We start from the raw sequence: 25796 nt of genomic DNA on the forward strand, positions 1-25796 counted from the left end.
CGGCTGGTTTGCCGCGGTGCCCGATCGGGGACCGGCGAGGAGGAAGCCAGCCGAAGGAAGGGACTGCGCGATGAGCGAGCCGAACACCCACGCCGCCGGTGAGGGCGTCTCCGACGAGGAGATGGTCGAGACCGTGGCGGGCCAGACCGACAGCGCGTCGGAGAACGCCGACGTCGCGGGCAAGGACTGGGACGGCGACCCGGGCGCCGCGCCCGCCCCCAGCGACGAGGCCTGACCGCCCCGAGCCCGCGCACCGCCCCCGCCCCGCTCCCGGGTCGGGGGCGGTGCCGTGCCCGGCCCCGCGTTGGCAGACTGCGGTGATGAGCGCCGCAGCGGAGCAGTTGGCCCGGCCCGCCCGCACCGCGGCCCGCTGGGCCGTCCGGCACGCCCTCCCCGCCGTCTACCTGTCCCGCAGCGCCCGCCGTGGTGACGCCGTCGGCCGGCTGATGCGCGATCCGGTCCTCCGCGAGCAGCCCTACGACTTGTACGAGGAGCTGCGCGCCCGCGGGCCGCTCGCGGGCAGCAGCCTGGGGCTGGTCACGACCTCCCACCCGGTCGCCCAGGAGGTGCTGCGCAGCGACCGCTTCGGCGTCGGCTGGGACCGCTCGGCCGCGCCGCGGGTCCTGCGCTGGGCGCTGGAGTTCGGGGACGACCCCTCCGCGGCAGGGGTGGCGGAGCCGCCGTCCATGCTGGTCGTGGACCCGCCCGACCACACCCGCTTCCGCCGGCTGGTCAGCCGCGCCTTCACCCCTCGGGCGACGGCGGCGTTCGAGCCGGCGGTCCGGCGCACCGCCGACCGGCTGCTGGACGACCTCGAGGGCCGCGACGGCGTCGTCGACCTCGTCGAGGCCTACGCCGCGCAGCTGCCCGTGCTCGTCATCGCCGAGCTCCTGGGCGTGCCCGCCGCACGCCGCGACGACTTCCTCCGTTGGGGCGCCGCGGCCGCCGCGACCCTGGACCCGGGCCTTCCGCTGGGCCGCTTCCTGGCCGCGGAGCGGGCGCTGCGCGGGATGCACCGCTTCCTCGGCGAGCACTTCGCCCGGCTGCGCCGGGAGCCCGCCGACGACCTGGTGAGCCGGCTGGTCACGCTGGCGCCCGACGAGGCGTTGAGCGACCGGGAGCTGCACGCCACGGTGCTCCTGCTGCTGGGCGCGGGCTTCGAGACGACGGTCAACCTGCTCGGCAACGCCGTGGTGCTGCTCGACGCGCACCGCGACCAGTGGGACGCCCTCCGCGGCGGGGCGGCGGGGTGGGACGGCGCCGTCGAGGAGGTGCTGCGACTGGACAGCCCCGTCCAGCTGACCGGGCGCAGCGCGCGGGCGGACGTCGAGCTCGCCGGGCGGCGGGTGGCCGCCGGCACCCGGGTGACGCTGCTGCTGGGGGCGGCCAACCGCGACCCCGACGTCTTCCCCGAGCCGGCTCGCTTCGACGTCACCCGCGCCAACGCCCGCGAGCACCTGGCCTTCTCCGGGGGCATCCACTACTGCCTGGGCGCCGGGTTGGCCCGGCTGGAGGGCGTGGTGGGCCTCCAGGCGCTGGGCGAGCGCTTCCCGGGCCTGCGCGTGGCGGGCCGCCCGGTGCGCCGCGACCTGCAGACGCTGCGCGGCTTCGCGACGCTCCCCGTCACGCTCCGCTGACCCCCTCGGGTGAGGCAGGACCCCCATCGGCCACCCTCCAGGGGCCCACGCCGGGCGTGCGAGGCGTCGGGGGCAGGGTGGTCCTCCCTCAGCTGCCGGGGACCAGCATCCCGGCGCCGACGGTCGCGTTGGTCGCCTCGTCGACGAGGATGAAGCGCCCGGTCACCCGGTTGCGGGAGTACTGGTCGACGAACAGCGGCTGCGTGGTCCGCAGCCGCACCCGGCCGATGTCGTTCAGGCCGAGCTCGGTGGCGTCCTGCTCGCGGTGCAGCGTGTTCACGTCCAGCCGGTACTGCAGCTCCTTGACCACCGCCCGCACCGACCGGGTCGTGTGCTTGACGGCCAGCCGCTGCCGGGGGCGCAGCGGCTCGTCGGTCATCCAGCAGACCATCGCGTCCAGGTCCTGCGTCACGTGCGGGGCGTTCGCGGGCCGGCAGATCAGGTCGCCGCGGGAGACGTCGAGGTCGTCGGTGAGCCGGACGGTCACCGACATCGGCGCGAAGGCCTCGTCGACGGGGCCGCGCGGCCCGTCGATGGCGGAGATCGTCGTCGTGAGGCCGCTGGGCAGCACCTGCACCTCGTCGCCGGGCCGCAGCACACCGCTGGCGACCGTCCCGGCGTAGCCGCGGTAGTCGTGGTGCGCGTCGGACTGCGGGCGGATCACGTACTGCACCGGGAACCGGACGTCGACCAGGTTGCGGTCGCTGGCGACGTGGACGTGCTCGAGGTGGTGCAGCAGCGACGAGCCCTGGTACCAGGGCGTGTTCTCCGAACGGCGGACGACGTTGTCGCCGTGCAGCGCCGAGATCGGCACCACGGTCAGGTCGGGGACGTCGAGCTTCGCGGCGAACGAGGTGAACTCGTCGCGGATCGCCTCGTAGACCTCCTCCGACCAGTCGACGAGGTCCATCTTGTTGACGGCGACCACCAGGTGCGGCACGCGCAGCAGCGAGGCGAGGAAGGCGTGCCGCCGGCTCTGCTCCAGCATGCCCTTGCGGGCGTCGACCAGCACGATCGCCAGGTCGGCCGTGGAGGCGCCGGTGACCATGTTCCGCGTGTACTGCACGTGGCCGGGGGTGTCGGCCAGGATGAAGGTGCGCCGGGGGGTCGCGAAGTACCGGTAGGCGACGTCGATGGTGATGCCCTGCTCGCGCTCGGCCCGCAGCCCGTCGGTGAGCAGCGCGAGGTCGACGTAGTCGCCCTTGCTGGCCCGCTCCACCGCCTCGTACTGGTCCTCGAAGACGGCCTTGCTGTCGTACAGCAGGCGGCCGATCAGCGTGCTCTTGCCGTCGTCCACCGAACCGGCCGTGGCGATGCGCAGGATGTCCTTGCGCGCGGTGGCGATCTCCGCGGCCGCCTCCGCGGCGGCCGAGTGCACGTCGATCGGGGCGTCGGGGTGGGCAGCGGTCATCGGGCGGTCTCCTGGCGCAGGGCGGCGGCGTGGCGGACGCTGGTGTGCGTCGACCGGGGAGGCAGCGGGTGTTCGTGTTGCTCGCCGTACCGGGCCTGCTCGTCGTGGTCGCGGGCTACGTCGTCGGCTTCGCCGTGGCGGACTGGGTGTGCGGGCTGCTGGACGCCCGGCCGGGCGGGACGCCGGAGGTGACCGGCTGGGTGACGGGGCTGCTGCTGCTCGCCGTCGTGCTGCGGGTGCTGCTGGCGCTGCGCCGCCGCCGCGCGAGGGAGGGCCATCAGAAGTAGCCCTCCTTCTTGCGGTCCTCCATCGCGGCGTCGCTGACCTTGTCGTCCCCGCGGGTCGCGCCGCGCTCGGTCATGCGGGTCACCGCGATCTCGGCGATGACCTCCTCGACCGTGGTGGCGGTGGAGGGGACGGCGGCGGTCAGGTTGGCGTCACCGACCGTGCGGTAGCGGACGCTCCGGCGCTGCACCTGCTCGCCCTCGCGCGGCCGGATGAACTCGTTGACCGCGTAGAGCATCCCCTGGCGCTCGACGACGTCCCGCTCCTGCGCCAGGTACAGCTCCGGGATGCCGATCTCCTCGCGCAGGATGTACTGCCAGATGTCCAGCTCGGTCCAGTTCGACAGCGGGAACACCCGGATCGACTCACCGAGGTGGATGCGGCCGTTGTAGAGGTCCCAGAGCTCGGGCCGCTGGTTCTTGGGGTCCCACTGGCCGAACTCGTCGCGGAAGGAGAAGACCCGCTCCTTGGCCCGCGCCTTGTCCTCGTCGCGCCGGGCGCCGCCGAACAGCGCGGTGAAACCGTGCTCCTCGACCGCGTCGAGCAGCACCGGCGTCTGGATGCGGTTGCGGGAGCCGTTGGGCTCCTCCTTGACCGTGCCCGCGGCGATGGCGTCGGGCACGGAGGCGACCACGAGCTGCACGTCGAGCTCCGCGACCCGCTTGTCGCGGAAGGCGAGCACCTCGGGGAAGTTCAGCCCGGTGTCCACGTGCATGACGGGGAACGGGATGCGGGCCGGCGCGAACGCCTTGCGGGCCAGCTCCAGCATCACGATGGAGTCCTTGCCGCCGGAGAAGAGCAGCACCGGCCGCTCGAGCTCGGCCACCACCTCACGGATGACGTGGATGGACTCGGCCTCCAGCGTCTCCAGCTGGCTGAGCCGGTAGTCGGGCGTCGTCACGCGTGCATGCTCCACGGGTAGGGATCGGGCCGGCGACCAGCGCAACCCGATCGGTTCGGTGCGGATTCCCCGCCAGTGTCCGCTATCGGGCCGCGGCGACCGCAGCCAGGACCTCGCGGGCCAGCTCCGGCCGGGCCACCACCAGGTCCGGCAGCGCGGGGTCGGCTCCGTTGTAGACCAGCGGCGAGCCGTCCAGCCGGCAGGTGACCAGCCCGGCGGCGCGGGCCACGGCGACCGGCGCCGCGGAGTCCCACTGGTACATGCCGCCGCCGTGGACGTAGGCGTCGACCTCCCCGCGGACGACCGCGAGCGCCTTGTAGCCCGCCGACCCCATCGGCACCAGCTCGCCGCCGAGCGCGTCGGCCACGGCCTGCGCCTCGGCCGGGGGCCGGGTGCGGCTGACGGCGATGCGGACCCGGCCCTCCGGGCGGGACGGCAGCGCGGGAGCCGGGTCGGTTGCGTGCACCTCGCCCAGCGCCGGAAGGGCGACGGCGGCGGCGACGAGCTCGCCCCCGGCCCAGAGCGCGACGTGCACCGCCCAGTCGCTGCGGGCCGGGTCGGAGTACTCGCGGGTGCCGTCGAGCGGGTCGACGATCCAGACGCGATCGGCGGTCAGCCGGACGGCGTCGTCCACCGCCTCCTCGCTGAAGACGGCGTCACCGGGGCGGGCGTCGCTGAGCACCGCGAGGATCGCCCCCTGCGCGGCTGCGTCACCGGCGTCGCCCAGCGCGCGCCCCTCCAGGCCGCCGGTCCGCAGGGGCAGGAGCACGGCGGCGGCGGCCCGTGCGGCGGCGACGGCGACGGCGGCGTCGCCGCCGGGCGTCAGCTCCACTGCACCGAGGTGGCGTCACCGGGCCGGCGGGGCGGCGTGTGCCGGCCCGCGGCGTCGGTGATGGTGCCGAAGTAGGCCTTGGCCTTCTCCGGCCGTGGCATGACGAAGATGCCGCGGGCCTCGACCAGCGGGCGGTCGGGATCGGACGCCAGCGCGATCGTGCCGACGATGACCGACTTGCGCCCCTCGTTGGACTCGACGCGCGCCCGCATCACCAGCGGGGTCTCCAGCGGCAGCGGGCCGCGGTAGTCCAGCTCCAGGTGCGCGGTCATCCCCCAGAGGCCCGCCGCGCCGGCCGCGCTGCCGAGCAGCTGGTCCATGAACAGGGCGCTCATCCCGCCGTGCACGTAGCTGGGCGGGCCCTCGTAGGCGACGCCCAGGGTGACCTCGGCGACCACGCCGCCCTCCTCCCGGCGCACCACCAGCGGCGGCGCCAGGGCGTTGCCGATGCCCACGACCGGGTTGAACACGCGGCGGCCCACCGACGGGTCGTCCAGCGCCGGGAGCTGGGCCGCGGGGCGCCGCGAGGCGCCGATCGCCGCGGTGGCCCGGCGGACCTGCTCGGCGGCCGCGGCCACCTCCGCCGCCGGCGCCGTCGTGACCACCGAGGCCTCGATCAGCTCGCGCAGCGCCGCGCCGAGCTCGGTGGAGGCTGCCATGAGCTCGGCGTCGTAGGGGGCCCCGGACTCCGGGGCGCCGTCGTTCGTCGTCACCGGGGGATGGTCGCAAGCCGGCTCAGGCGGCCGGCGCGCCACCCCCGGGGGGGCCGCTCCGGGGAAGGCGCACGGTGACCGCCAGCCCTCGGCCCGGCGCGGTCTCCAGCGACGCCGACCCGCCGTGGGCGGCGGCCAGGGAGGCGACGATGGACAGCCCGAGACCGGTGCCGCCGGCGGCGCGGGTGCGGGAGGCGTCGGCCCGGTAGAACCGCTCGAACGCGCGCTCGGCGTCGGCCTGCGCCATGCCCGGCCCCTCGTCGGCGACCCGCAGCAGAAGCACGTCCGGGTCGTCGGGGGCCTCGGCCACGGAGACCAGCACCCGGGCGGACGGCGGCGTGTGCGTGAGCGCGTTCGTGACCAGGTTGCCGACCACCTGGCGCAGCCGGCTCTCGTCGCCGAGCACGACGGGCACGTCGGTGAGCGACTCGTCCAGGTGCAGGCTGATCGGCCGGTCGGGCTGGACGGCGCGCGCGTCGTGCACCGCGTCCCCGGCGATCGCGGCGAGGTCGACGGGTGCCACGGAGAGCGGCCGCTGCTGGTCCATGCGGGCGAGCAGGAGCAGGTCCTCGACCAGGAGCCCCATCCGGCCGCCCTCGGCCTCGATCCGCTGCATGAGCCGGGCGACGTCCTCCTCCGACCGGGCGGCGCCCTGCCGGTACAGCTCGGCGAAGCCGCGGATGGAGGTCAGCGGCGTGCGCAGCTCGTGGCTGGCGTCGGCGACGAAGCGGCGCATCCGGTGCTCGGATCCGCGCGCCTGCTCCTCCGACGCCTGCTGGGCGCGGAAGGCGCTCTCGATGCGGGCCAGCATCACGTTGAGCGCGGCGGCCAGCCGGCCGACCTCGGTGCGCTGGTCCCCGGCCGGCACGCGCTGGGAGAGGTCGCCGGCCGCGATGGCCTGCGCCGTCCGCTCGACCTGGGCCAACGGCCGGAGGCTGTTGCTCACCAGCACGTACCCCATGGCCCCGAGGAGCACCAGCAGCGCCAGCCCGACGACCAGTTCGATGCGGACCAGCCGGGCGATGGCCCGCTCGTCCCCCTCGAGGTCGGTGCCCACCACCAGGGTGTAGCCGCCGGGCAGCTGCCCGGTCATCACCCGCCACTTGGTGCCGTCGTCCGCGCGGACCGTCACGGGATGCCGCGACATGTCTCCGCCGGTCACGTCCTCGGCGTCGATCTCCGGGAGGCCGCGCTCCTCGGGCGGCCCCTGGAGATCGACGACCTCGTCCGCCTCGGGGGCCAGGCACCCGAAGTACGCGGCCCGCGGACCGGCCTGGTAATCACCGTCCAGGCACGCCTGGAACACCTTGGGATCGGTCTGGTTGACCGCCGCGCGCAGGGCGTCGTCCTGCTGGTCGACGAGGTAGTCCCGCAGCAGGGAGGTGGTCGCGATGCCGGTGACCAGGAGGGCCACGCTCAGGAGCGCGACGAGGAGCGCGACGAGGGTGACCCGCAGCGGAACCCGAGGGCCGCGGACGGTGGGCGTGGCCGGAGGGGTCACGTGCCGCGCGGCAGCCGGAGGGTGTAGCCCACGCCCCGGATGGTGTGCAGCAGCCGGGGCTCGGTCGTGTCGATCTTGCGGCGCAGGTAGGAGATGTAGGACTCCACGACGTTGGCCTCGCCGTTGAAGTCGTAGTTCCAGACGTGGTCGAGGATCTGCGCCTTGGACAGCACCCGCCCGGCGTTGGCCATCAGGTAGCGCAGCAGCTTGAACTCGGTGGGGGAGAGGCTGATGACCTCGCCGGCCTTGATGACCTCGTGGCTCTCCTCGTCGAGCTCGATGTCGGCGAAGGTCAGCCGCGGCGCCTCGGCCGCCCGCTGCACGCCGGCGGTGCGGCGCAGCACGGCCCGGATGCGGGCGACGACCTCGTCCAGGCTGAACGGCTTGGTCACGTAGTCGTCGCCGCCCAGGGTCAGCCCGGAGACCTTGTCCTCCGCGGCGTCGCGGGCGGTGAGGAACAGCACGGGCGTGTGGCGGCCGGTCTCCCGGAGCCGGCGGACGACGCCGAAGCCGTCCAGCCCCGGCATCATCACGTCGAGGACCAGCAGGTCGGGGCGGAACGAGGCGGCCATGGCCAGGGCCTGCTGGCCGTCCGCGGCGGTGGCCACCTCGAAGCCCGCGTACCGGAGGCTGGCCGACAGCAGCTCGCGGATGTTCGGCTCGTCGTCCACCACCAGCAGGCGGGCCTCCGGAGCGGTGCGCCCGCTGGGCTGGGTGCCGGACATCGATCCTCCGGGGGCGTGCGCCGGTGCGGTTGACATGACCCCAGGCTGGGCGCGGCGGCTGCGGTGGTTCTGGACGCTACCTGTGAACCGGCTGGGAACGGTTCAGCCCGCGGGAGCCATCGCCCGGCCGCGCCGCCAGTAGCCGATGGCGTGGTGCTGCGCCCGCCCCAGCCCCCACCGCCCGCGCAGGTCGGCCCGGATGGCGCGCACGGCGGCCGACTCGGCGCCCACCCAGGCGAAGACGTCGTCGTCCGCCGGGCGTTCCAGGGCGGCCACGGCGTCGACCAGCAGGGAGCTCTCCCCGGGAGGCGTCGGCCCCCGGTGCAGCCAGCGCACCTCCACACCAGGCGGGGTGGGCAGCACCTGCTCCTCCTCGGGCCCGGCCACCTCCAGGTAGGCGATGCCCTCGGTACCCGGCGGCGCGGCGGCGAGGATGCGGCTGACGGCCGGGACCGCGGTCTCGTCCGCGACCAGCAGCAGCCACCGGGCCGGGCGCTCGGCGAGCGAGGCGGCGCCGGCGACGCCGAGCAGGGCGCCGGGGCGCGCCGCGGCCGCCCACGAGGCCGCCGGCCCGTCGCCGTGCAGCACGAAGTCGATGTCCACCTCGCCCGCGGCCGGATCCTGCCGCCGGGCCGTGTAGCTCCGCAGCGCCACCCCGTGGCTCCCCTGCGGCCACACGATCCGGCCGTCGCGCTGGATGCCCGGCCACCGGGGGGCGGGGTCGTCCACCCGGGGCACCAGCAGGTTCACCGTCGGCCCGGCGGCTGCCACGGCGTCCGGCGTCCCCGAGAGGGTCACGCGGCGGACGGAGGGGGTCACGTCCGTGACCGCGACGACGGTGAGGACGTCGACCGGGCGCAGGCCGTCCACGAAGGCGGCGTCGTCAGCGGTGGTCACGCCGTCCGAGCCTAGGTGGACAGCCGGTCCGGTCCCGATGTGTGTCCGCGCGGTGCTGCGGGCACCGGCAGGGGCAGCACCGTCCGACGAACGGAGAAGCGATGGCCGACGAGTTCCAGAAGGGCGACCACGTCGCCTGGAAGAGCCACGGGTCGACGACCGAGGGCACCGTCGAGAAGAAGATCACCTCGGACACCGAGGCCTCCGGCCGCACCGTGCGCGCCAGCGAGGACGACCCGCAGTACGAGGTCCGCAGCGACAAGAGCGGGCGCACCGCGGTGCACAAGCCCGGCGCCCTCGACGAGGCCTGAGTCCCTCGCGGACGGACCCACGGCCCGGCGCTGCCGGGCCCGATCAACAGGAGGCACACGTGACCGAGTCCGCAGGCGAGTTCTCCGGCTCTCGCAGCACCAAGCACAACCCGCGGCTCGACGAGGAGCTCGAGCACGAGGTCCAGGGCATGCTCAAGGCCGAGCGGGCCACCCGGGCGCACGAGTGGCGCGAGGTCGAGCCGGTGGCCGAGGGTGATCCCGACATCGACTCCGACCCGGCCGGCACCCTGACCGGCGGCGTCCCCGTGGGGATGACCGAGGACGCCGTCGTCGCCCGCGCCGAACTGGCGCGCTGGCTGGACCGTGCGGACTTCCCGAGCACCGGCCCCGACCTCGTCGAGGCCGCCCGGGACCACCGGGCCCCCGATGCAGTCGTCGCCGAGCTCGAGCGGCTGCCGGAGGGGGAGACCTACGAGCGCATCGGCGACGTGGTCCGCGCTCTCGGCTACCCGACCGAGACCGGCCCGGGGCCTGGTGCCTCGGAGAGCGCGCAGGACTCCTGACCTCCCGGCGGGGAGGGCGCCGGCTCAGGCGTCGGCGCTCTCCCTGGCCTCGTCGTCGGCGATCTCCTCGGCGCCCCGACGGCGGAACAGCTTGGAACCGGGGAAGCCCTTCACGATCTGACGCATGTCCTGGACGGTGTCCACGAGGTCGTGGACGTCGGTCCCCACGTTCTCCAGACCCTCGAGCGCCGGGAGCACCTGTTCGTCGAGGTGGCCGAGCACCTGCGGCAGCCGGTCGATCAGCGTGATGAGCGCGTCGACCTCCGTCGTGTCGAACTCGGCCGCGAACCGGCGGATCGCCGGGGCGAGGGCGGTGAGCGCCGGCTCGTAGTCGGCTAGTAGCGGCTCCACCCGGCCGACCATGCCCTCTCCGCGGCCGACGATGCCGTCGGCCCGCTCGGTCGTCCCGCGCACCCGGTCGATGGCGTCGTCGGCCTTGGTCCGGGTGTGGTTCATGGCGTCGATGGCGTCGTCGGCCTTGCCGCGGGTCTGGCCCATGGCGTCGACGGCGTCGTCGGCCCTGCCGCGGGTCTCGCCCATGGCCTCGATCGCGGCGTCGGCCCTGCCGCGGGTCTGGCCCATGGCGTCGATCGCGGCGTCCGCCTTCGCGCGGGTCTCGCCCATGGCGTCGATCGCGGCGTCGGCCCTGCCGCGGGTCTCGCCCATGGCGTCGACGGCGTCGTCGGCCCTGCCGCGGGTGTGGTTCATGGCGTCGATCGCGGCGTCCGCCTTCGCGCGGGTCTCGCCGATGCCCGCGATGGCCTCGTCGGCCTTCGCGCGGGTCTCGCCGATGCCCGCGATGGCCTCGTCGGCCTTCGCCCGGGTCTCGCCGATACCGGCGATCGCCTCGTCGGCGACGGCGCGCGTGGTGTCCAGCCGGGTGATCGCGCCTTCCGCGCGGTCCAGCAGAATCTCGGCCCGGTCGACGGCGCCGGACACACGAGCGAGCAGCTCCTCCAGCTGACCGAGGGCTGCCGCGGCGCGGGGCACGAGCGCGAGGGCGTCACCGACGCCGTCCCGCATGCCTCCTACCAGGGCGACGACGTCGGAGGGGCCGGGCACGGAGGGCAGACGCACCGTGGGGACGCTACGCACCACGCCGCTTGCCCACCATTCGGTCGGGCGCAGTCCTCCGATCGGGGGGCGCCGCCGGTCCCGGGAGTGCCCGCGCGTCGGCGTGGCGAACGCCCGGACGCCCGTATCGTGGGACGACGGGCACGGACATGCGGACGACGAGAAGGTGTCGACACCTGTGGGGGATCAGCCGACGAGGGGCGACGTGGGCGACCGCGACGTCCCCGGTCGCAACCGCCGCGGACGAACCTCGGGAGGCGGCGCCGCGGAGCCGGTGACCGTGGAGCAGCTGCTCGCCCGGCAGGGGAACGACGTCGGCGGCCGGCGGGCGGCCCGCCGGGGCGCCACGTCTGCCTCTCGCCGCGGCGCCGCGGCCGAGCCCCGGAAGGGTGGTGCCCCGGGTCCGGCCGAGCGTGATCCTGACGCCCCCGCCGTCCGGTCCGGGCTCCCGCCGGTGCCCGGCGGCGCGCGCCCCGGTCCCGTGCCCGGTGCCCAGCCGGGGCTGCCGCCCGTGCCCGGTGCCCAGTCCGGGCTGCCGCCGGTCCCCGGGGCGCATCCACCGCCCGCCCGCTCCGGTCCGGTCGGGGCCCCGGTGGCGTGGGCGCCGGACGAGCGGCCCTCTCGGCGCAGCGGCCCGATCCCCCCGCTACCGGGACTGGCCGCGCCACCACCCCCGGCGAGCGCCACACGGCGCCGGCCCGCCGCCGGCCGCTCGCCGCGCAGCCCGGGCCGCCGCCGGCTGGGGCGGGCGGCGACGGCGCTCGCCGCGATCGTCGGCATCGTCGTGCTCTACCACCTGGCGCTGTACTTCTACGTCGACCAGCGCATCGACCGCGTCGACGCGCTGGCCCTCGACGGCCCGGAGGTCCTCGCCCCCGAGCTGCAGGAGGCCGCCGAGACCTACCTGGTCGTCGGCACGGGCGTCCCGGGGCAGACCGGCGCGGCCTCGGTCGCGACGCTCGTCGTCTCGGTCTCCGCCGACGGCGAGCGGGCGGCGCTGGTCAGCGTGCCCCCGACGGCGCTCGTGGACACGCCGATGTGCCGCACGCCCGACGGCACCCTGCGCACGCCGGTCACCGAGGCGTTCGCGAGCTCGCTGCTCGACGGCGGGCCCGCCTGCATGGTGCGGGTGATCCAGCAGCTGTCCGGGCTCCGGGTCGACCACTACCTGGGGGTGGACCTCACCCGGCTCCCCGGGATGGTCGACGCCCTGGGCGGGGTCCCCGTCTGCGTGGTCCCCTCCACGGCCACCGCCGCCGCGGCCACCCCGCCCCCGGCCGGGCTCTCGGAGCTCTCCGGCGCCGCGGCATCCGGCTTTCTGCAGCCGGGGGACAGCGGCGCCGACGTCACCGGGGCGGCGGTCGCCGAGCGGGCGCAGCGCCTGCTCACCTCCACGCTCCGGGCGGCGATGTCGGCCGACACGATGCTGGACCCGGTCGCGTCGACGCGCTTCCTGTCCCGCGCCTCCGACGCGCTGACCGTGGACGAGCAGACGACGCTGGGCGATCTGCGCGTCCTCGCCGGCACGCTCGGCGACCTCTCCGGTGACGCCGTCCAGCGCGCCGAGCTGCCGGTCGCCCAGGTGGGCTACGTGCCGGCGGGCACCGAGCAGGCGTACGTCGTCCTGGATGCGCCGGCCACCCGGACGCTCTTCGACGAGGTCATCGACGGCGCGCGCCTGCCGGCGGAGCTGCTCGCCGCCCCGGAGGCGCTGCCGGAGGCCGCCGCGCCCCAGTCCCTCGAGCAGGAGGCCCCGGCCGGGCCGGAGCCGCTCACCGCGGCCCCCGGCGAGATCACCGTCGACGTGCTGAACGGCACCGCGACCACCGGGCTGGCCGCCACGGTCGCCGACGCCCTCCGCGGTCAGGGCTTCGACGTCGGCACGGTGGGCAACGAGCCGGGCACCGTGAACGAGAGCGTCGTCCGGTACGGGGCGGCCGCGCTGGAGCGGGCGCGCACCGTGGCCGCCGCCGTCCCCGGCGCCGTGCTGCAGCCCAGTGACGCCCTCGGCGACGCGGTGCAGCTGGTCGTCGGCCCGGGGTACTCCACCGTCGTCCCCGTGCAGATGGGCGCGCCCGAGCCCGTCCAGGAGGCCACGCCGGACACGGCGACGGCCGCCCCCGTACCGGAGGCGGCCGCAGTCCGCTGCTAGGAGGACCCGGGTGCCCCCCATCGCTCGCAGGCTCGCGGGGGGCCTTGCACCAGGGCCGGTCCGAGCGGAGCCAGGTGGGAGGACGGGGTCCTTGTTCAGCCGAAGCGGCCGGAGATGTAGTCCTCGGTCGCCTTCTGGTCGGGGTTGCTGAAGATCTTCTCGGTGGGGTTGAACTCGATCAGCCGGCCGGGCTGCCCCACGCCGTTGAGGTTGAAGAAGCCGGTCTGCTCGCTGACGCGGGCCGCCTGCTGCATGTTGTGCGTGACGATGACGATGGTGAAGCGCTCCTTGAGCTGCTCCATCAGGTCCTCGATCGCGAGCGTGGAGATCGGGTCCAGGGCCGAGCAGGGCTCGTCCATCAGCAGCACGTCGGGCTCGACGGCGATGGCGCGGGCGATGCAGAGCCGCTGCTGCTGACCGCCGGAGAGGCCCGACCCGGGGCGGTCGAGGCGGTCCTTGACCTCGTTCCAGAGGTTCGCCCCCTTGAGGGAGCGCTCCACCAGGTCGTCGAGCTCGGCCTTCTTCATCTTCGTGCTGTTCAGGCGCAGCCCGGCCGCGACGTTCTCGTAGATCGACATCGTCGGGAACGGGTTCGGCCGCTGGAAGACCATGCCGACCTGCCGGCGCACCGACACCGGGTCGGTGTCGGCGCCGTACAGGTCCTGGCCGTCCATGACGACCTTGCCCTCGACGCGCGCGCCGGGAATCACCTCGTGCATGCGGTTCAGCGTCCGCAGGAACGTGGACTTGCCGCAGCCCGACGGGCCGATCAGCGCGGTGACGCTGCGGGGTTCGATGGAGACGTTGACCCCTTCGACCGCCAGGAAGCTGCCGTAGTAGATGTTGAGGTCGGAGACGTCGATGCGCTTGGCCACGGGGGTTTCCTCCGGGTCGGTCCGGTCAGCGACCGGTCTTGGGGGCGAAGAAGCGGCTGATCAGGCGGGCGACGACGTTCAGCCCCATCACCAGCATGATGAGCAGGAGCGCTGCCGTCCAGGCCCGGTCGATGGCGAACTCCGGCGGCACCCCGGGCTGGGTGAGCTGGTAGTAGGCGTAGACGGGCAGGGTCGCCATGCGCCCGTCGAACGGGTCGAAGTTGGTGGCGTTGGTGATGCCGACGGTGATCAGCAGCGGGGCGGTCTCACCGATGACGCGGGCGATGGCCAGCGTGACGCCGGTGCCGATGCCGGCGATCGCCGTCGGGATGACCACCTTGGTGATGGTCCGCCACTTGGGGACGCCGAGGGCGTAGGAGGCCTCGCGCAGCTCGTTCGGGACCAGCTTGAGCACCTCCTCGGCCGAGCGGACGACCACCGGGATCATCAGCACCGACAGCGCGATCGCGCCCATGATGCCCAGCCGGATGCCGGGGCCGAAGATGAGCACGAAGAGCGCATAGGCGAACAGGCCGGCGACGATCGACGGGATGCCGGTCATGACGTCGACGAAGAAGGTGATGGCGCGCTTCAGGCGCCCCCGCGCGTACTCGGTGAGGTAGATCGCCGTCATCAGGCCGATGGGCACCGAGAGCAGCGTGGTGAGCAGCGTGATGATGAGCGTGCCCATCAGCGCGTGGTAGGCGCCACCGCCCTCACCGATGATGCCCTGCAGCGACGCTCCGAAGAACTCGCCGTCGAGGCGCTCGATGCCCCGGCTGACGACCTCCCAGATCAGGGCGACGAGCGGCACCATCGCGATGCCGAACGCGGCGGTCACCAGCGAGGTGACCAGCCGGTCGGTGGCGGTCCGCCGGCCCTCGGTCACCCGGGAGACGACGTAGACCGCGACCGTCCCCAGCACCACCGCGTAGATCACGAACAGCACGATGGTGAAGCCCGTCAGGGCGCTCAGCACGGCGGCGACCGCCACCCCGGCGGCGAAGACGGCCAGCGGGACCCAGCGCGGCAGCGAGCCGTCCTGCCGCTGCTGCGGCCGGGTGGGCGCGGAGGACCCGGTCGTGGGGGTGGGCGTCTGGACGCTCATCAGTTGGCTCCGGAGAAGTCGGCGCGGCGGTTGACGATCCAGCGCGCCAGCATGTTCACCGCGAGCGTGATGACGAAGAGCGCGAGGCCGCTGGCGATCAGCGTGTTGACGTCGATACCGGTGGACTCGGGGAAGTCGAGGGCGATGTTGGCCGCGATGGTGGCCGGGTTCGCGCTGCTGATCAGGTTGAAGGTGATGCCGCCGGAGACCGACAGGATGATCGCGACGGCCATCGTCTCGCCGAGCGCGCGCCCCAGGCCGAGCATGGCGCCACCGATGATGCCGCTCTTGCCGTAGGGGATCACCGCCATCTTGATCATCTCCCAGCGGGTGGCGCCCAGGGCCAGCGCGGCCTCCTTGTGCAGCGTCGGCACCTGGCGGAAGACCTCGCGGGAGATGGCGCTGATGATCGGCAGGATCATGATCGCGAGCACGAGCCCGACGGTGAGCATCGTCCGGCCGGTGGAGGACGTCGGCCCGGCGAACAGCGGGATGAACCCGAGATTCTCCTCGAGCCAGCGGTAGAACGGGACGAGCTTGGGGGCCAGCCAGAAGATGCCCCAGAAGCCGTAGACGATGCTGGGGATGGCGGCGAGCAGGTCGACGACGTAGCCCAGCCCCTGGGCCATCCGGCGCGGTGCGTAGTGCGTGATGAACAGGGCGATCGCCACGGCCAGGGGCGTGGCGACCACCAGCGCGATGATCGCCGAGAGCAGGGTGCCGAAGAGCAGCGGGGCGATGTAGCCGAGCAGCCCCTCGTCGCCGGGGATCTCCTCGGCCGGAGCGGTGAACGCCGGCAGCGCCTCGGCCATCAGGAAGGCCGCGACGCCGGCCAGGATGACGAGGATGAGGATGCCCGCGCCCTTGGCGGTGCCCGCGAAGATGCGGTCGCCGGGCCTGCTCGGCGGCTTGGTCGTGCTCTGGTCGGACGGCGTCCGGGTGGCTGTCACCGCTGCTCCGTGGGGTGTGGGCGATCTGGTGCTGGGGACTTCCTACCCGTCGCCGGGCGGCGCAACGGCCCGGGGCGTCGGACGACGCCCCGGGCCGGTGCCAGGTGGTGCGGGATCACCAGGGCTCAGGTCACCCGGCGACCGTGATGGCCTGGATCGCCGACTCCGCCTGCTCGCGCAGCCCGTCGGAGATCGGGGCGGACCCGGCGGCCTCGGCCGCGGCCTGCTGGCCCTCCTCGCTCACGACGTAGGTCATGAAGTCCTTGACCAGGTCGGCGGTCTCCTGGTCCTCGTACTCGATGCAGCCCACGTGGTAGCTGATCAGCACGATCGGGTAGTTGCCCGACTCGGCCGTGTCGCGGGCCAGCTCGATCGCGAAGCTGTACTCCGGCCGGTTGGCGTCGTCGGCCTGCTCGGAGTTCTCCACGACCGCGGCCGCGGCCTCGGCGGTGGGGGCGACGAAGTCCTCGCCCACGCCGACGTTGGCCACACCGAGGTCGCCGGCCTGGCTCAGGTCGGCGTAGCCGATCGCCCCGTTGCCGGCCCCGACGGCACTGACCACGCCCGAGGTGCCCTGCGCGGCCTCGCCACCGGCGACCGGCCAGTCACCGCTGGGCTCGTGCGGCCAGGCGTCGCCGGCCGCGGCGGCCAGGTACTCGGTGAAGTTCTCCGTGGTGCCCGACTCGTCGGACCGGTTGACCGGCGTGATCGGCAGGTCCGGCAGCGTGGCGTCGGGGTTGGCCTCGGCGATCGCCGGGTCGTTCCAGTTGGTGATCTGCTGGTTGAAGATGCCCGCGATCACGGCCGGGGGCAGGTTGAGCTCGTCGACGCCCTCGAGGTTGTAGACGACGGCGATCGGCGCGATGTAGTTCGCGAGCTCGAAGATGCCGGAGGGGCCGCAGCGCTCCTCGGCCTGGGCGAGCTCCTCGTCGTCGAGGGCGGCGTCGGAGCCGGCGAAGTCGGTGCCGCCGGCGAGGAACTGCTCGCGGCCACCGCCGGAGCCGACCGGGTCGTAGTTGACGGTGACGTCGGGCTGGACGCTGGAGTAGCCGGCGGTCCACCCCTGCATCGCGGCCTGCTGGCTGCTGGCGCCCGCGCCGACCAGCGTGCCGCTCAGTTCGGAGCTGGAACCGGAGCCGGTGCCGGTGTCGCTGCTGCTGCTCGCCGTCTCGTTGGAGGCGCCGCAGGCGGCGAGCGCGAGGGTGCTGGCGAGCGCAACGGAGAGCGTGGTGGCGCGCGTCTTGGTGCTGAGCTTCAACTCAGGGCCTCTCAGGTTCGCCCGGACCGATTCCGAGCAGCGTGGGACCGACGAGAGGGACGGTAGGGAGCCCAGGTGGCGGCATGGCCCAGGTGAGGTGAACGCACGGTGAACGACCGCCGAGGACTCAGATGATCATGCGTGGTGCGCGTCACGCCGGGTGACGATGCGGAGTTGCGACCTCGCCGGGACGGGGCTGGCGGACCCAGGCCACGTCCACGGAGTACCGGGAGAAGCCCCGGCCCTCGTACAGCCGCACCGCCGTCGTGTTGTCCTCCTCCACGTAGAGCAGCACCTCGCCCAGGCCCTGCCCGCGCAGGTGCGCGAGCCCCAGGTCGGTGAGCGCGCGCCCCAGCCGCAGACCCTGGGCGGCGGGGTCGACGCCCAGCACGTAGACCTCCCCGACCGGGGCGGGTCCGGCGGCACCGGCCGGGTGGACCTTGGTCCAGTGGAAGCCGAGCAGCTCACCCCCGCGCCCCGGCTCGCCGCGCCAGGCCAGCAGGAACCCGGCCGGGTCGAACCACGGCTCGGCCTCGCGGCGCTCGAGGTCGGCGCGGGTCATCCGCCCCTGTTCCGGGTGCCAGTCGAAGGCGCGCGCGTTGACCCGCAGCCACGCCTCCTCGTCCCGCCCGGGCACGAACGGCACCACGCGGACGTCGCCGGGCAGCTCGGGACGCGGGTCGGGGTCGACGCCGGCCAGGTCGCGCCGCAGCTGCAGCAGGACGCGCGCCCGTCGGAACCCGTGGGGGGTCAGCAGCTCGGCCGACCCGGGCAGGTCCCCGTGCGCCCAGATGCTCAGCGGCCGGTCGCCGGCGGCGTGGAGGAGGCGCCGCAGCAGCGCGGTGCCGTGGCCGCGGCGGCGCAGCGCCGGGTGCACCACCAGCTCGGCGGTGCCGTCGTCGAGCCGGGCGTAGCCGGCGAGCGCGCCGTCCGCGTCGCGGACGGTGAGGTCCTGACCGCCGGGGGAGCCGTGCCGGAGGCGCAGCTCGGCCTCCTCGGACACCGGGCGCACCCCGTCGGCGGCGCCGGCGGCGCGGAGCAGGTCCAGGACGCCGGCGACGTCGGGTTCGTGCATCACCCGGCCATCAGACCAGTTCGGCGCCCGCCTGGTGGTCGGCGGTGGCCGCGCGGTCCTCGGCGGCCGCGCGGGCGGTCGCGTCCGCCACCTGCTGGTCGAGCTTGTAGCCGACGTTGCGCACGGTGCCGATCAGCGCCTCGTGCTCGGTGCCGAGCTTGGCCCGCAGCCGGCGCACGTGGACGTCGACGGTGCGGGTGCCGCCGAAGTAGTCGTAGCCCCAGATCTCCTGCAGGAGCTGCGCGCGGGAGAAGACCCGGCCCGGGTGCTGGGCCAGGTACTTCAGCAGCTCGAACTCCTTGTAGGTGAGGTCGAGCGGGCGGCCGCGCAGCTTGGCGGAGTAGCTGTGCTCGTCGATCACCAGCTCGCCGGCCTGGGTGAGCCCGCCGTCGCCGCCGTCGGCGGGGGTCGCGGCGGCCAGGCGCCGGGCGGTGGCCCACTTCAGCCGGGCGTCGACCTCGGCGGGGCCGGCGGTGTCCAGCAGCACGTCGTCGACGCCCCAGTCCGCCGACAGCGCGACCAGGCCACCCTCGGAGAGGACGGCGACCAGGGCCGCCGCCACGCCGGTCGAGGAGAGCAGCCCGCAGAGGGTGCGCGCCTGGATGAGGTCGTACCGGGCGTCGACGAGGACGACGTCGCCGGAGTCACCGTCCAGCAGGCTGGAGAGCTCGGGGGCCACGACGCGGACCTGGTGGCCGAGCAGGCCCAGGGCGGGCAGGACCTCGGTGGTCGCTTGGCGGGCGGCGGTCATGAGCACGAGTCGCATGGCGTCTCCTCAGGGGTCCGGGGCCGACGGGTGCCGACCGGACCTGCGACAACGCTGTCGAGGTGAGAGGGCAGGATAGCGGACCTGCGGGCCCGACCGTCGTTCCCACCGGGACACGGCCGGTCGAGGTGCGCCCCCGCGACGCGCGCGGCTGCCCCGGGGGTGGTCGTCCGGGCCGCTGCTCCCGGGTCCCGGCTCGTCGAGCGGATCGGACGCCGGGCTTCTGAGACGATCGGTCGGTGAGCTCCACCGCCGTCCCGTCGACGACGCCGGCCCGCCCGCACCACGTGCCGGCCGCGGGCCTCGCCGTCGTGGCGGCGGGGCTGCTCGCCGGGCTCCCCGTGGTGCTCGGCGACGTCGGGACGCTGGCCGCCGTCCTCGTGCTCCAGCTGGCGCTGGTCCTCTCCTGGGTGCTCGCCACCGGGATGCAGGGCTTCGGGGCGTCGCTGGCCGTCGGCACCGCCGCCGCCGTGGCCGCGGACCTCGCGCTGGTGCTGCCCGAGGACCCGGTGCCCGGCGGCCTGCTGGCCGTGCTCGGCGTCGGCTTCCTCGCCGCCGTGCTGCAGCAGATGGTGCGCACCCCGCGGGACGCCCTGGTCGACTCGCTGGCGGGCTCCGCCGTCCTGCTGACCGCCGTCGGCGCGCTGGCCGCTCTGCTCCTGCTGGGCCGGGCCGACGACGGCGGCCTGGCCACCGCCGCGCTGGTCGCCGGGGTCGCGCTGGTCGTCGGCCACCTCGTCGACCAGGTGCTGCCGCGGCCCCAGCTCGCCCCCGGCGTCCCCCGCGGGCTGCTCGGCGTCGTGCTCGCCGTCCTGGCGGGCGCGGCGACGGCGTGGGCTCTCCGCGACCTGGCCGGGCTGGGCGCGCTGCGTGCCCCGGCGGTCGGTGCCGTCGTCGCCGGGGTGGTGGCCCTGGTGGCGGTGGCCGGGAGCTACCTCGCCGTCGAGACGACGAGCGAGGGGGAGGCCGAGGCGTTGTCGCCGTGGGCGCCCACCGTGGTGCAGGTCGTGCTGCCCTTCGCCGCCTGCGCGCCGGTGGCCCTCGCGCTCCTCACCGTCCTGTGAAGGTGCTCGCCGTCCTGCTCGTGCTGGTGGTCGCCGCGGGGATCGTCCTCGACCGCGTCGCCGAGAACATCGCCGAGGGCCAGGTGGCCGACGAGCTGGCGAGCCAGGGGGCGCTGGCCGGCGCGCCTGAGGTGGAGGTCGGCGGCTTCCCCTTCCTCACCCAGGCCGTCGGCGGGCGCTACGAGGAGATCCGCATCTCGCTGACCGCCGACGTGCTGGGGCAGCCCGAGGGGACCCGCGCCGATGTCACCCTCCGCGGGGTGCACGTGGCCCTCTCCGCGCTGCGGGCGGGCACCGTGGAGGAGGTGCCGGTCGAGCGCATCGAGGGCACCGCGACGCTCTCCTACGCACTCCTGGCCCGCGAGCTCGGCGGCGACACCGTCCTCGAGCGGGAGGGGGACGGGCTGCGGATCACCCGCACGGTGGAGGCGCTGGGCCGCAGCGTGCCGCTCACCGCCGCCGGCACCGTCTCGCTCGACGGGGACGAGCTCGTGATCGACGTGGACCGGGCGTCCGGGGTCGGCGTCGACCTGCCCGGCGTCCTCGTGGACCGGGCCACCGACCTGCTCGACCTGCGCTACCCGGTCGAGCTCCCCTACGGGCTGCGGCTCACGGACGTGACCCCGCGGGAGGGCGGCGTCGCGGTGCGCGCGGTCGCCGAGGACGCGGTCATCGGCCCGGAATAGCGCTGCGGCCGGGCCGGGTTGTGCCCTCCGGGACCCGAGGAGGACGTGTGGAGACGGCAGCGGTGCTCGACCGGCTGGGTGTGCGCCCGGCCGAGGCGGATCTGACCGTCGTCCAGTTCTCCACCGCCTTCTGCGGGCCGTGCCGCGCCACCCGTGCCCGGCTGGCGCGGCTGGCCGCGCTCCGGCCCGGGCTGGCCACCGTCCACGTCGACGCGGAGAGCCACCTGGACGCCGTCAGGGAGCTGGGGGTCCGGCGGACGCCGACGCTCTTCTACCTGGACCGGGACGGGCGGCTGCTCGGCCGCCGCAGCGGTGCGCCGCCGCCGGAGGAGCTCCTCGCCCTGGTGGAGGCGCACGTGGGTGGGCCGACGGGCCGGTCGTCGTGATCGGCTACCCTCGCGCCGTGGGCATCCTGCTGACCTCGCGCCGCACAGTCGACCTGTGCCGCGTCGGCAGCTGCCTGTGTCCCGCCCTCTGAGGGCGGCACTGCGCCGTCCAGACGCGCCCTCCGCGCCGTCGGGATGCCCCCTCTCCCGCTGATTCAGCGCTGCGAGCGATCCGCGTCGTCCCGCACCACCCGACCGACCGACCGCACACACCGATCATCCGGAGGACCACCACCATGAGCCGCAACGACGTGCTCGTCACCGTCGACTGGGTCCAGGAGCACCTGGGCGAGCCCGGCCTCGTCCTCGTCGAGGTCGACGAGGACACCACCGCCTACGACGGCGGCCACATCGAGGGCGCCGTCAAGCTGGACTGGAAGAAGGACCTCCAGGACCCGCTGCGCCGCGACTACCTCGACAAGGGCGCCTTCGAGGAGCTGCTGTCCAGCCGCGGCATCGCCAACGAGGACACGGTCGTCCTCTACGGCGGCAACAACAACTGGTTCGCCGCCTACGCCTACTGGTACTTCAAGATCTACGGCCACTCCGACGTCAAGCTGATGGACGGCGGCCGCAAGAAGTGGGAGCTGGACGGTCGCCCGCTCTCCAAGGACGCCGTGCAGCGCCCGGAGACGCAGTACAAGGCGTCCGAGCCGGACCTGTCGATCCGCGCGTTCCGCGACGAGGTCGTGGCGTCCATCGGTTCGAAGAACATCGTCGACGTGCGCTCGCCCGACGAGTTCTCCGGCAAGATCCTCGCCCCCGCCCACCTGCCGCAGGAGCAGTCGCAGCGGGCGGGCCACGTGCCCACGGCGATCAACATCCCCTGGAGCAAGGCGGCCAACGAGGACGGCACCTTCAAGTCCGACGAGGAGCTCGCCAAGCTCTACGCCGAGCAGGGCTACGACGAGAGCAAGCCGACCATCGCCTACTGCCGCATCGGCGAGCGCTCGAGCCACACCTGGTTCGTGCTGCGCGAGCTGCTCGGCAAGACCGACGTCAAGAACTACGACGGCAGCTGGGTGGAGTACGGCTCGCTCGTCGGCGTCCCGATCGAGAAGTGAGCTGACATGTGCGGAGCGCCGAAGCAGGGCGGCACCCTGGACGGGATCGACCTGAGCACCCAGACGGTCATCCAGGGCTCGGTGTGGCACGACGGTGCGCCGGTGGCCGGGGCCTACGTCCGGCTGCTGGACGCCACCGACGAGTTCACCGCCGAGGTGGTCACCAGCCCGGAGGGTGAGTTCCGGTTCTTCGCCGCGCCGGGGCCGTGGAAGCTGCGTGCCCTGGCCGCGGTCGGCAAGGGGGAGCGCGTGCTCTCCGCCGACGTCGGGCTGAACGAGACCACGGTCGCCCTCGGTTGAGGACCCCGTCCCCCTGAGCGCTCGCGAGCTCGCGGCGAGCCTCTGAACGGGGCCGGAAGAACATCGCAGCGCCCGTCCCGGTACGCCGGGGCGGGCGCTGCGGCGTCTCAGGAGACGCCCGGGGGCAGCCGGCGAGGACCGGCCTCGGCCGGCCGCGGCCGGTCCTCGGGGAAGGCGCGCACCGCCACGATGGCGACGTCGTCGGCGCCTGCGTCGGGCACCAGCCGGCCGAGGACGACGTCCAGCAGCTCCTCCAGCGGCATGCCGCCCAGGTCCCGCAGCGCCTCCCGCAGCCGCTCCAGGCCCTCGTCGAGGTCGATGTCGCGCCGTTCCACCAGCCCGTCGGTGACCAGCAAGAGGGTGTGCCCGTCGGGCAGTTCGGCGGTCTGGTCGCTGCGCGGCGCGTCGGGGTCGATCCCGAGCATCAGCTCGGGGCGGCTGGTGAGCAGCGCGCTCGTGCCGTCGGGCGCCACCAGCACCGGGGGCAGGTGCCCGGCGTTGCTCCACCGCAGCAGCCGCCGTCCGGCGACGGGGTCCCCGGGGTGCCGCTCGATGCGCGCCAGGACCGCCGTGGCCAGGGTGGAGACCGCCAGCCCGCGGGCGGCGTGCTCCACCCGGGTGAGGGTCGTCGCCGGGCCGCCCTCGGCGGCGTACGCCAGGGCCCGCAGCAACCCGCGGAGCTGTCCCATGGCCGCGGCCGCGCTGCTGTCGTGGCCGACGACGTCGCCGATGACCAGCATCGTGGCCCCGTCCGGCTGCAGGAAGGCGTCGTACCAGTCGCCCCCCACCTGCGCCTCGTGCGCCGCGGGCCGGTAGCGGACGGCGATCTGCAGGTGGTCGGGCTCGGGTGGCGGCGTGAGCAGGGACTGCTGCAACCGGTCGGAGAGCGCGCGGTCGGCCGCGGCCCGGGCGGCCAGCGCCTCGAGCTCCGCGGCCTGCCGCTGGGCGGCCAGCCGGTCGGTGAGGTCGCGGAAGGAGACCACCACGCCGGTGAGCTCCCCGCCCTCCACGGTGGGCACGACCACCATCTCGACCGGGATCGGCGTGCCGTCGCTGCGCCACAGCGTCTCGTGGTCGGCGACGACGGTGCGGCCGGTGCGCAGCGCCTGCCAGACCGGGCACTCCTCGCGGGGGTAGGGGCTCCCGTCGGGGCGCCGGCTGTGGATCATGGCGTGCTGGTCGCGGCCGAGCTGCTCGCCGGGGCGGTAGCCGGTGAGGCGGGCCGCGGCGGGGTTGAGGAACTCGACCCGACCGTCGGCGTCGAGGCCGTAGATGCCGTCGGCGACGTTGGCCAGCACGCGCTCGGTGATGGCCAGGGCGCGGGTCAGCTTGGCCTCGGTCTCCCGCAGGACCTCCAGGTCCTGCGCCCGGGCGGTGGCGACCTGGCGCAGCGTGGTGGCCTCGGCGCCGGCCGCCCGCGCCTCGGCGGTGAGCCGCTCGTTCTCCAGCCGCTCGGTGACGTCCAGCCCGGTGACGAGCAGGTACTCCTCCTGCGTGCCCTCGCTGACCAGCTGCAGGGTCAGGTCGGCGACCCGCCGCCGGCCGTCGGCGAGGAAGAAGTCCGTGGCCGCGCGCACCGGCTCGCCGCCGGCGGCCACCTGCAGGCACCAGGCGGTCACCCGGGCGCGGGCGTCCTCGTCACCGGCCCACCAGCCGACGTCCCACAGCGGCCGGCCGAGCTGCTCGCGGCGGTCGAAGCCGCAGTCCTCCAGGGCCAGTCGGTTGGCGGTGAGCAACCTGCCGCCGGTGTCGCAGACCGCGGCGAGCAGCAGCGAGGAGTCCTGCAGCACCGAGAACCACGAGGGCGCCCCGGGCAGCGCCTCCTCGCCCGGTATCGGCGCCGCGCTGCGGCCGGCCTGGCCCATCTGGATGTCCGCTCCTCCCCGCTGGTGCCCGCGTGCGCAAGGCCGGTCCAGCCTGCCGTACGACCCTCCCGGGCCACCAGCGACCCGGCCTGTCGCGTCGGCCTCACCCCCGGCCACCGGGGTGCGCGCACGACGGCGCCCGCCCCGGCGTGGAGCCGGAGCGGGCGCCTGGGGTCGTGCGCGGGCTCAGCCGCAGAGCCCCTCGGGGATCGAGGTCACGCACCGGTTCTTGTCGAAGTCGACGTCCCCGGTCTCGTCCCAGTTGATGTCGGCCGGCTGGTTGCCCTTGGCCTTGTTGCGCTCGACGTCACCGCTGGGGTCGAACGGCGCGAGCCCCGGCACGGAGCCGCTGGAGAGGACGACGATGCCGCCCTGGAGCGCGCTGTCCGGCGCGGCCGGGACGTTGTCGAAGACCCGGTTCTCCCTGACCCGGAAGTCCTGTGCCCCGACCAGCGCGATGCCACCACCGCTGAGGGTGGGCGCGCCTTCTTCGCCGCCCTCACCCGGGCACAGCTTGTTGTTCGCGGACATCTCGTTCTTCCGCAGCTCCCAGTCGGTGACCGGCCCGGGGGCGCCGGCCAGCAGCAGGGTGCCGACGCAGTTGCCGACGCCGACGTTGCCCTGCATCTTGCCGACGCTGGCGTTCCGGTAGAAGTAGCCGATCTCGTTGTCCGCCGAGTAGTTCCCGTGGACGTGGGCGTCGGCGTGCGGGCTGTCGCCGATGTAGAAGCCCGCCTCGGCGTTCCCGGTGGCCTTGTTGCCGTGGAAGGTGGTGCCCTCGGTGGCGAAGCTGGCGGCGCCGTACCCGCCGTTGTCGGTGAACCTGCTGTCGCTCACCTTCAGGTCCTCGGTCGCGACGGCGATCAGCCCGTCGCCGGCCGCGCCGGTGACGGTGACGCCGCGGACGCTGACCCCGCTCACCCGGTCGCCGGCCTCGAAGGTCTCGAGGTCGATCTCGCCGAGGATGCAGATGCCGGACACGCGGTCGGTCTCGGGGCCCTCCAGGGTGTCGCAGGCGGTCGGTGCCGCCCCGGCGGGCGCGATGACCACGCGGTGGCCGAGCAGCGTGATGCCGTCCTTCTGGATGGTGACGGACTCGTGGTACGTGCCGGGTGGGATGCGGATCGTGTCACCCGGTTTCGCGGCGTCCACCGCGGCCTGGATGCTGAAGCCGGCGTGCGGGTGGCCGGGCTTCTTCCCGCCGTCCGCGGCCGCCGGTCCGGCTACGCCGACAGCGACCAGGGCGGTGGCGGACGCCACCGCCAGGAGTCGTGCTCTACCGATGTGCATGGGTGCTCCCCGGTTCCGGGCGGCGGCCCCCGGTGGGCGGACGTCGTTATCCGCCGCGCGTCGCCCTGAGGGGGGCAGCCTCCGCCCGGCCCCTGGAGGCGCGGAACCCCCGATTTCGGGGGGTTCCGTCAGAGCCCGGGGCCGGG

Annotated in this window: 27 protein-coding genes; 11 read left to right on the forward strand and 16 right to left on the reverse strand. The window is 74.6% G+C overall.

Features of this window, described 5'->3' with window-relative positions:
- Positions 1–70 precede the first annotated feature (70 nt).
- Positions 71–235 carry a hypothetical protein gene (locus ACI794_RS03115; protein WP_456579812.1) on the forward strand — a complete coding sequence of 55 codons (165 nt, stop codon included), beginning with the start codon at positions 71–73 and terminating at the stop codon, positions 233–235.
- Positions 236–320: 85 nt separating this feature from the next.
- The gene (locus ACI794_RS03120; RefSeq protein ID WP_456615653.1) at positions 321–1637 is read left to right on the forward strand and encodes a cytochrome P450; all 1317 of its coding nucleotides are present in this window, start codon (positions 321–323) and stop codon (positions 1635–1637) included.
- A gap of 88 nt (positions 1638–1725) precedes the next feature.
- On the opposite strand, the gene ACI794_RS03125 is transcribed toward ACI794_RS03120, so the two are convergent.
- Positions 1726–3048: a sulfate adenylyltransferase subunit 1 gene (locus ACI794_RS03125; protein ID WP_456603450.1), complete on the reverse strand. Its 1323-nt coding sequence runs from the start codon at positions 3046–3048 to the stop codon at positions 1726–1728.
- A 68-nt stretch (positions 3049–3116) separates the two neighbouring features.
- On the opposite strand from ACI794_RS03125, the gene ACI794_RS03130 reads away from it, so the two are divergent.
- Entirely contained in the window at positions 3117–3335 is a 219-nt protein-coding gene (locus ACI794_RS03130; RefSeq protein ID WP_456603449.1) for a hypothetical protein, read from the forward strand.
- Here ACI794_RS03130 and cysD read toward each other — a convergent pair.
- The 6 genes from cysD to ACI794_RS03160 all read right to left on the reverse strand — a co-directional run bounded on the left by cysD (position 3326) and on the right by ACI794_RS03160 (position 8902).
- Positions 3326–4234, reverse strand: coding sequence for a sulfate adenylyltransferase subunit CysD (gene cysD / locus ACI794_RS03135; protein ID WP_456603448.1), 909 nt, complete (start codon positions 4232–4234; stop codon positions 3326–3328). The two genes, ACI794_RS03130 and cysD, sit on opposite strands and share 10 nt — an antisense overlap.
- Before the next feature lie 82 nt (positions 4235–4316).
- The gene (locus tag ACI794_RS03140) at positions 4317–5066 is read right to left on the reverse strand and encodes an inositol monophosphatase family protein (protein ID WP_456615654.1); all 750 of its coding nucleotides are present in this window, start codon (positions 5064–5066) and stop codon (positions 4317–4319) included.
- Complete coding sequence (locus tag ACI794_RS03145; RefSeq protein ID WP_456603446.1) at positions 5057–5779, reverse strand: PaaI family thioesterase; 723 nt, start codon at positions 5777–5779, stop codon at positions 5057–5059. The genes ACI794_RS03140 and ACI794_RS03145 overlap by 10 nt, the downstream gene beginning before the upstream one ends.
- A gap of 22 nt (positions 5780–5801) precedes the next feature.
- Entirely contained in the window at positions 5802–7280 is a 1479-nt protein-coding gene (locus ACI794_RS03150) for a sensor histidine kinase (protein WP_456615655.1), read from the reverse strand.
- The gene (locus tag ACI794_RS03155) at positions 7277–8005 is read right to left on the reverse strand and encodes a response regulator transcription factor (RefSeq protein ID WP_456603444.1); all 729 of its coding nucleotides are present in this window, start codon (positions 8003–8005) and stop codon (positions 7277–7279) included. The genes ACI794_RS03150 and ACI794_RS03155 overlap by 4 nt, the downstream gene beginning before the upstream one ends.
- A 102-nt stretch (positions 8006–8107) precedes the next feature.
- Positions 8108–8902 carry a siderophore-interacting protein gene (locus tag ACI794_RS03160; RefSeq protein ID WP_456615656.1) on the reverse strand — a complete coding sequence of 265 codons (795 nt, stop codon included), beginning with the start codon at positions 8900–8902 and terminating at the stop codon, positions 8108–8110.
- 101 nt (positions 8903–9003) lie between these two features.
- On the opposite strand from ACI794_RS03160, the gene ACI794_RS03165 reads away from it, so the two are divergent.
- Both ACI794_RS03165 and ACI794_RS03170 read left to right on the forward strand, forming a co-directional pair.
- Positions 9004–9213 carry a DUF2945 domain-containing protein gene (locus ACI794_RS03165; RefSeq protein WP_456579802.1) on the forward strand — a complete coding sequence of 70 codons (210 nt, stop codon included), beginning with the start codon at positions 9004–9006 and terminating at the stop codon, positions 9211–9213.
- Between the two features lie 59 nt (positions 9214–9272).
- Positions 9273–9737 (forward strand): DUF2795 domain-containing protein, encoded by a 465-nt coding sequence (locus ACI794_RS03170; RefSeq protein WP_456579801.1) that lies wholly within the window; start codon positions 9273–9275, stop codon positions 9735–9737.
- A 24-nt stretch (positions 9738–9761) separates the two neighbouring features.
- On the opposite strand, the gene ACI794_RS03175 is transcribed toward ACI794_RS03170, so the two are convergent.
- Entirely contained in the window at positions 9762–10814 is a 1053-nt protein-coding gene (locus tag ACI794_RS03175) for a hypothetical protein (protein WP_456615657.1), read from the reverse strand.
- A 589-nt stretch (positions 10815–11403) separates the two neighbouring features.
- Between ACI794_RS03175 and ACI794_RS03180 the strand changes: the two genes are divergently transcribed.
- Positions 11404–12963 carry an LCP family protein gene (locus ACI794_RS03180; protein WP_456615658.1) on the forward strand — a complete coding sequence of 520 codons (1560 nt, stop codon included), beginning with the start codon at positions 11404–11406 and terminating at the stop codon, positions 12961–12963.
- A gap of 95 nt (positions 12964–13058) precedes the next feature.
- Here ACI794_RS03180 and pstB read toward each other — a convergent pair whose 3' ends face one another.
- The 6 genes from pstB to ACI794_RS03210 form a co-directional block, all read right to left on the reverse strand.
- Positions 13059–13838 (reverse strand): phosphate ABC transporter ATP-binding protein PstB, encoded by a 780-nt coding sequence (pstB, locus tag ACI794_RS03185; RefSeq protein ID WP_456579798.1) that lies wholly within the window; start codon positions 13836–13838, stop codon positions 13059–13061.
- A 25-nt stretch (positions 13839–13863) separates the two neighbouring features.
- Positions 13864–14946 (reverse strand): phosphate ABC transporter permease PstA, encoded by a 1083-nt coding sequence (pstA, locus tag ACI794_RS03190; RefSeq protein WP_456603440.1) that lies wholly within the window; start codon positions 14944–14946, stop codon positions 13864–13866.
- Positions 14946–15896 (reverse strand): phosphate ABC transporter permease subunit PstC, encoded by a 951-nt coding sequence (pstC, locus tag ACI794_RS03195; RefSeq protein WP_456603439.1) that lies wholly within the window; start codon positions 15894–15896, stop codon positions 14946–14948. Before pstC ends, pstA begins: the two co-directional genes overlap by 1 nt.
- Positions 15897–16026: 130 nt before the next feature.
- Positions 16027–17154: a phosphate ABC transporter substrate-binding protein PstS gene (pstS, locus tag ACI794_RS03200; protein WP_456615659.1), complete on the reverse strand. Its 1128-nt coding sequence runs from the start codon at positions 17152–17154 to the stop codon at positions 16027–16029.
- 151 nt (positions 17155–17305) lie between these two features.
- The gene (mshD, locus tag ACI794_RS03205) at positions 17306–18229 is read right to left on the reverse strand and encodes a mycothiol synthase (protein WP_456615730.1); all 924 of its coding nucleotides are present in this window, start codon (positions 18227–18229) and stop codon (positions 17306–17308) included.
- A gap of 10 nt (positions 18230–18239) precedes the next feature.
- On the reverse strand, positions 18240–18995 hold the full coding sequence (locus tag ACI794_RS03210) for a winged helix-turn-helix transcriptional regulator (RefSeq protein ID WP_456603437.1): 756 nt from the start codon (positions 18993–18995) through the stop codon (positions 18240–18242).
- Positions 18996–19234: 239 nt separating this feature from the next.
- On the opposite strand from ACI794_RS03210, the gene ACI794_RS03215 reads away from it, so the two are divergent.
- The 5 genes from ACI794_RS03215 (at position 19235) to ACI794_RS03235 (ending at position 22495) form a co-directional block, all read left to right on the forward strand.
- Entirely contained in the window at positions 19235–20059 is an 825-nt protein-coding gene (locus tag ACI794_RS03215) for a hypothetical protein (RefSeq protein WP_456603436.1), read from the forward strand.
- A gap of 2 nt (positions 20060–20061) precedes the next feature.
- Positions 20062–20745, forward strand: a complete 684-nt coding sequence (locus ACI794_RS03220; RefSeq protein WP_456603435.1) for an LmeA family phospholipid-binding protein — start codon at positions 20062–20064, stop codon at positions 20743–20745.
- A 47-nt stretch (positions 20746–20792) separates the two neighbouring features.
- Positions 20793–21131, forward strand: a complete 339-nt coding sequence (locus tag ACI794_RS03225; RefSeq protein ID WP_456615660.1) for a thioredoxin family protein — start codon at positions 20793–20795, stop codon at positions 21129–21131.
- A gap of 236 nt (positions 21132–21367) precedes the next feature.
- Positions 21368–22195 (forward strand): sulfurtransferase, encoded by an 828-nt coding sequence (locus tag ACI794_RS03230; RefSeq protein ID WP_456603433.1) that lies wholly within the window; start codon positions 21368–21370, stop codon positions 22193–22195.
- Between the two features lie 6 nt (positions 22196–22201).
- On the forward strand, positions 22202–22495 hold the full coding sequence (locus tag ACI794_RS03235; protein WP_456579789.1) for a DUF1416 domain-containing protein: 294 nt from the start codon (positions 22202–22204) through the stop codon (positions 22493–22495).
- A 107-nt stretch (positions 22496–22602) separates the two neighbouring features.
- Here the strand turns inward: ACI794_RS03235 and ACI794_RS03240 are convergent, their stop codons facing one another.
- Both ACI794_RS03240 and ACI794_RS03245 read right to left on the reverse strand, forming a co-directional pair.
- Positions 22603–24360, reverse strand: a complete 1758-nt coding sequence (locus ACI794_RS03240; protein WP_456603432.1) for a SpoIIE family protein phosphatase — start codon at positions 24358–24360, stop codon at positions 22603–22605.
- Positions 24361–24546: 186 nt separating this feature from the next.
- Positions 24547–25650 carry a right-handed parallel beta-helix repeat-containing protein gene (locus ACI794_RS03245; RefSeq protein ID WP_456603431.1) on the reverse strand — a complete coding sequence of 368 codons (1104 nt, stop codon included), beginning with the start codon at positions 25648–25650 and terminating at the stop codon, positions 24547–24549.
- Between the last annotated feature and the right edge of the window lie 146 nt (positions 25651–25796).

The sequence above is a fragment of the Blastococcus sp. SYSU DS0541 genome, assembly GCF_054050875.1.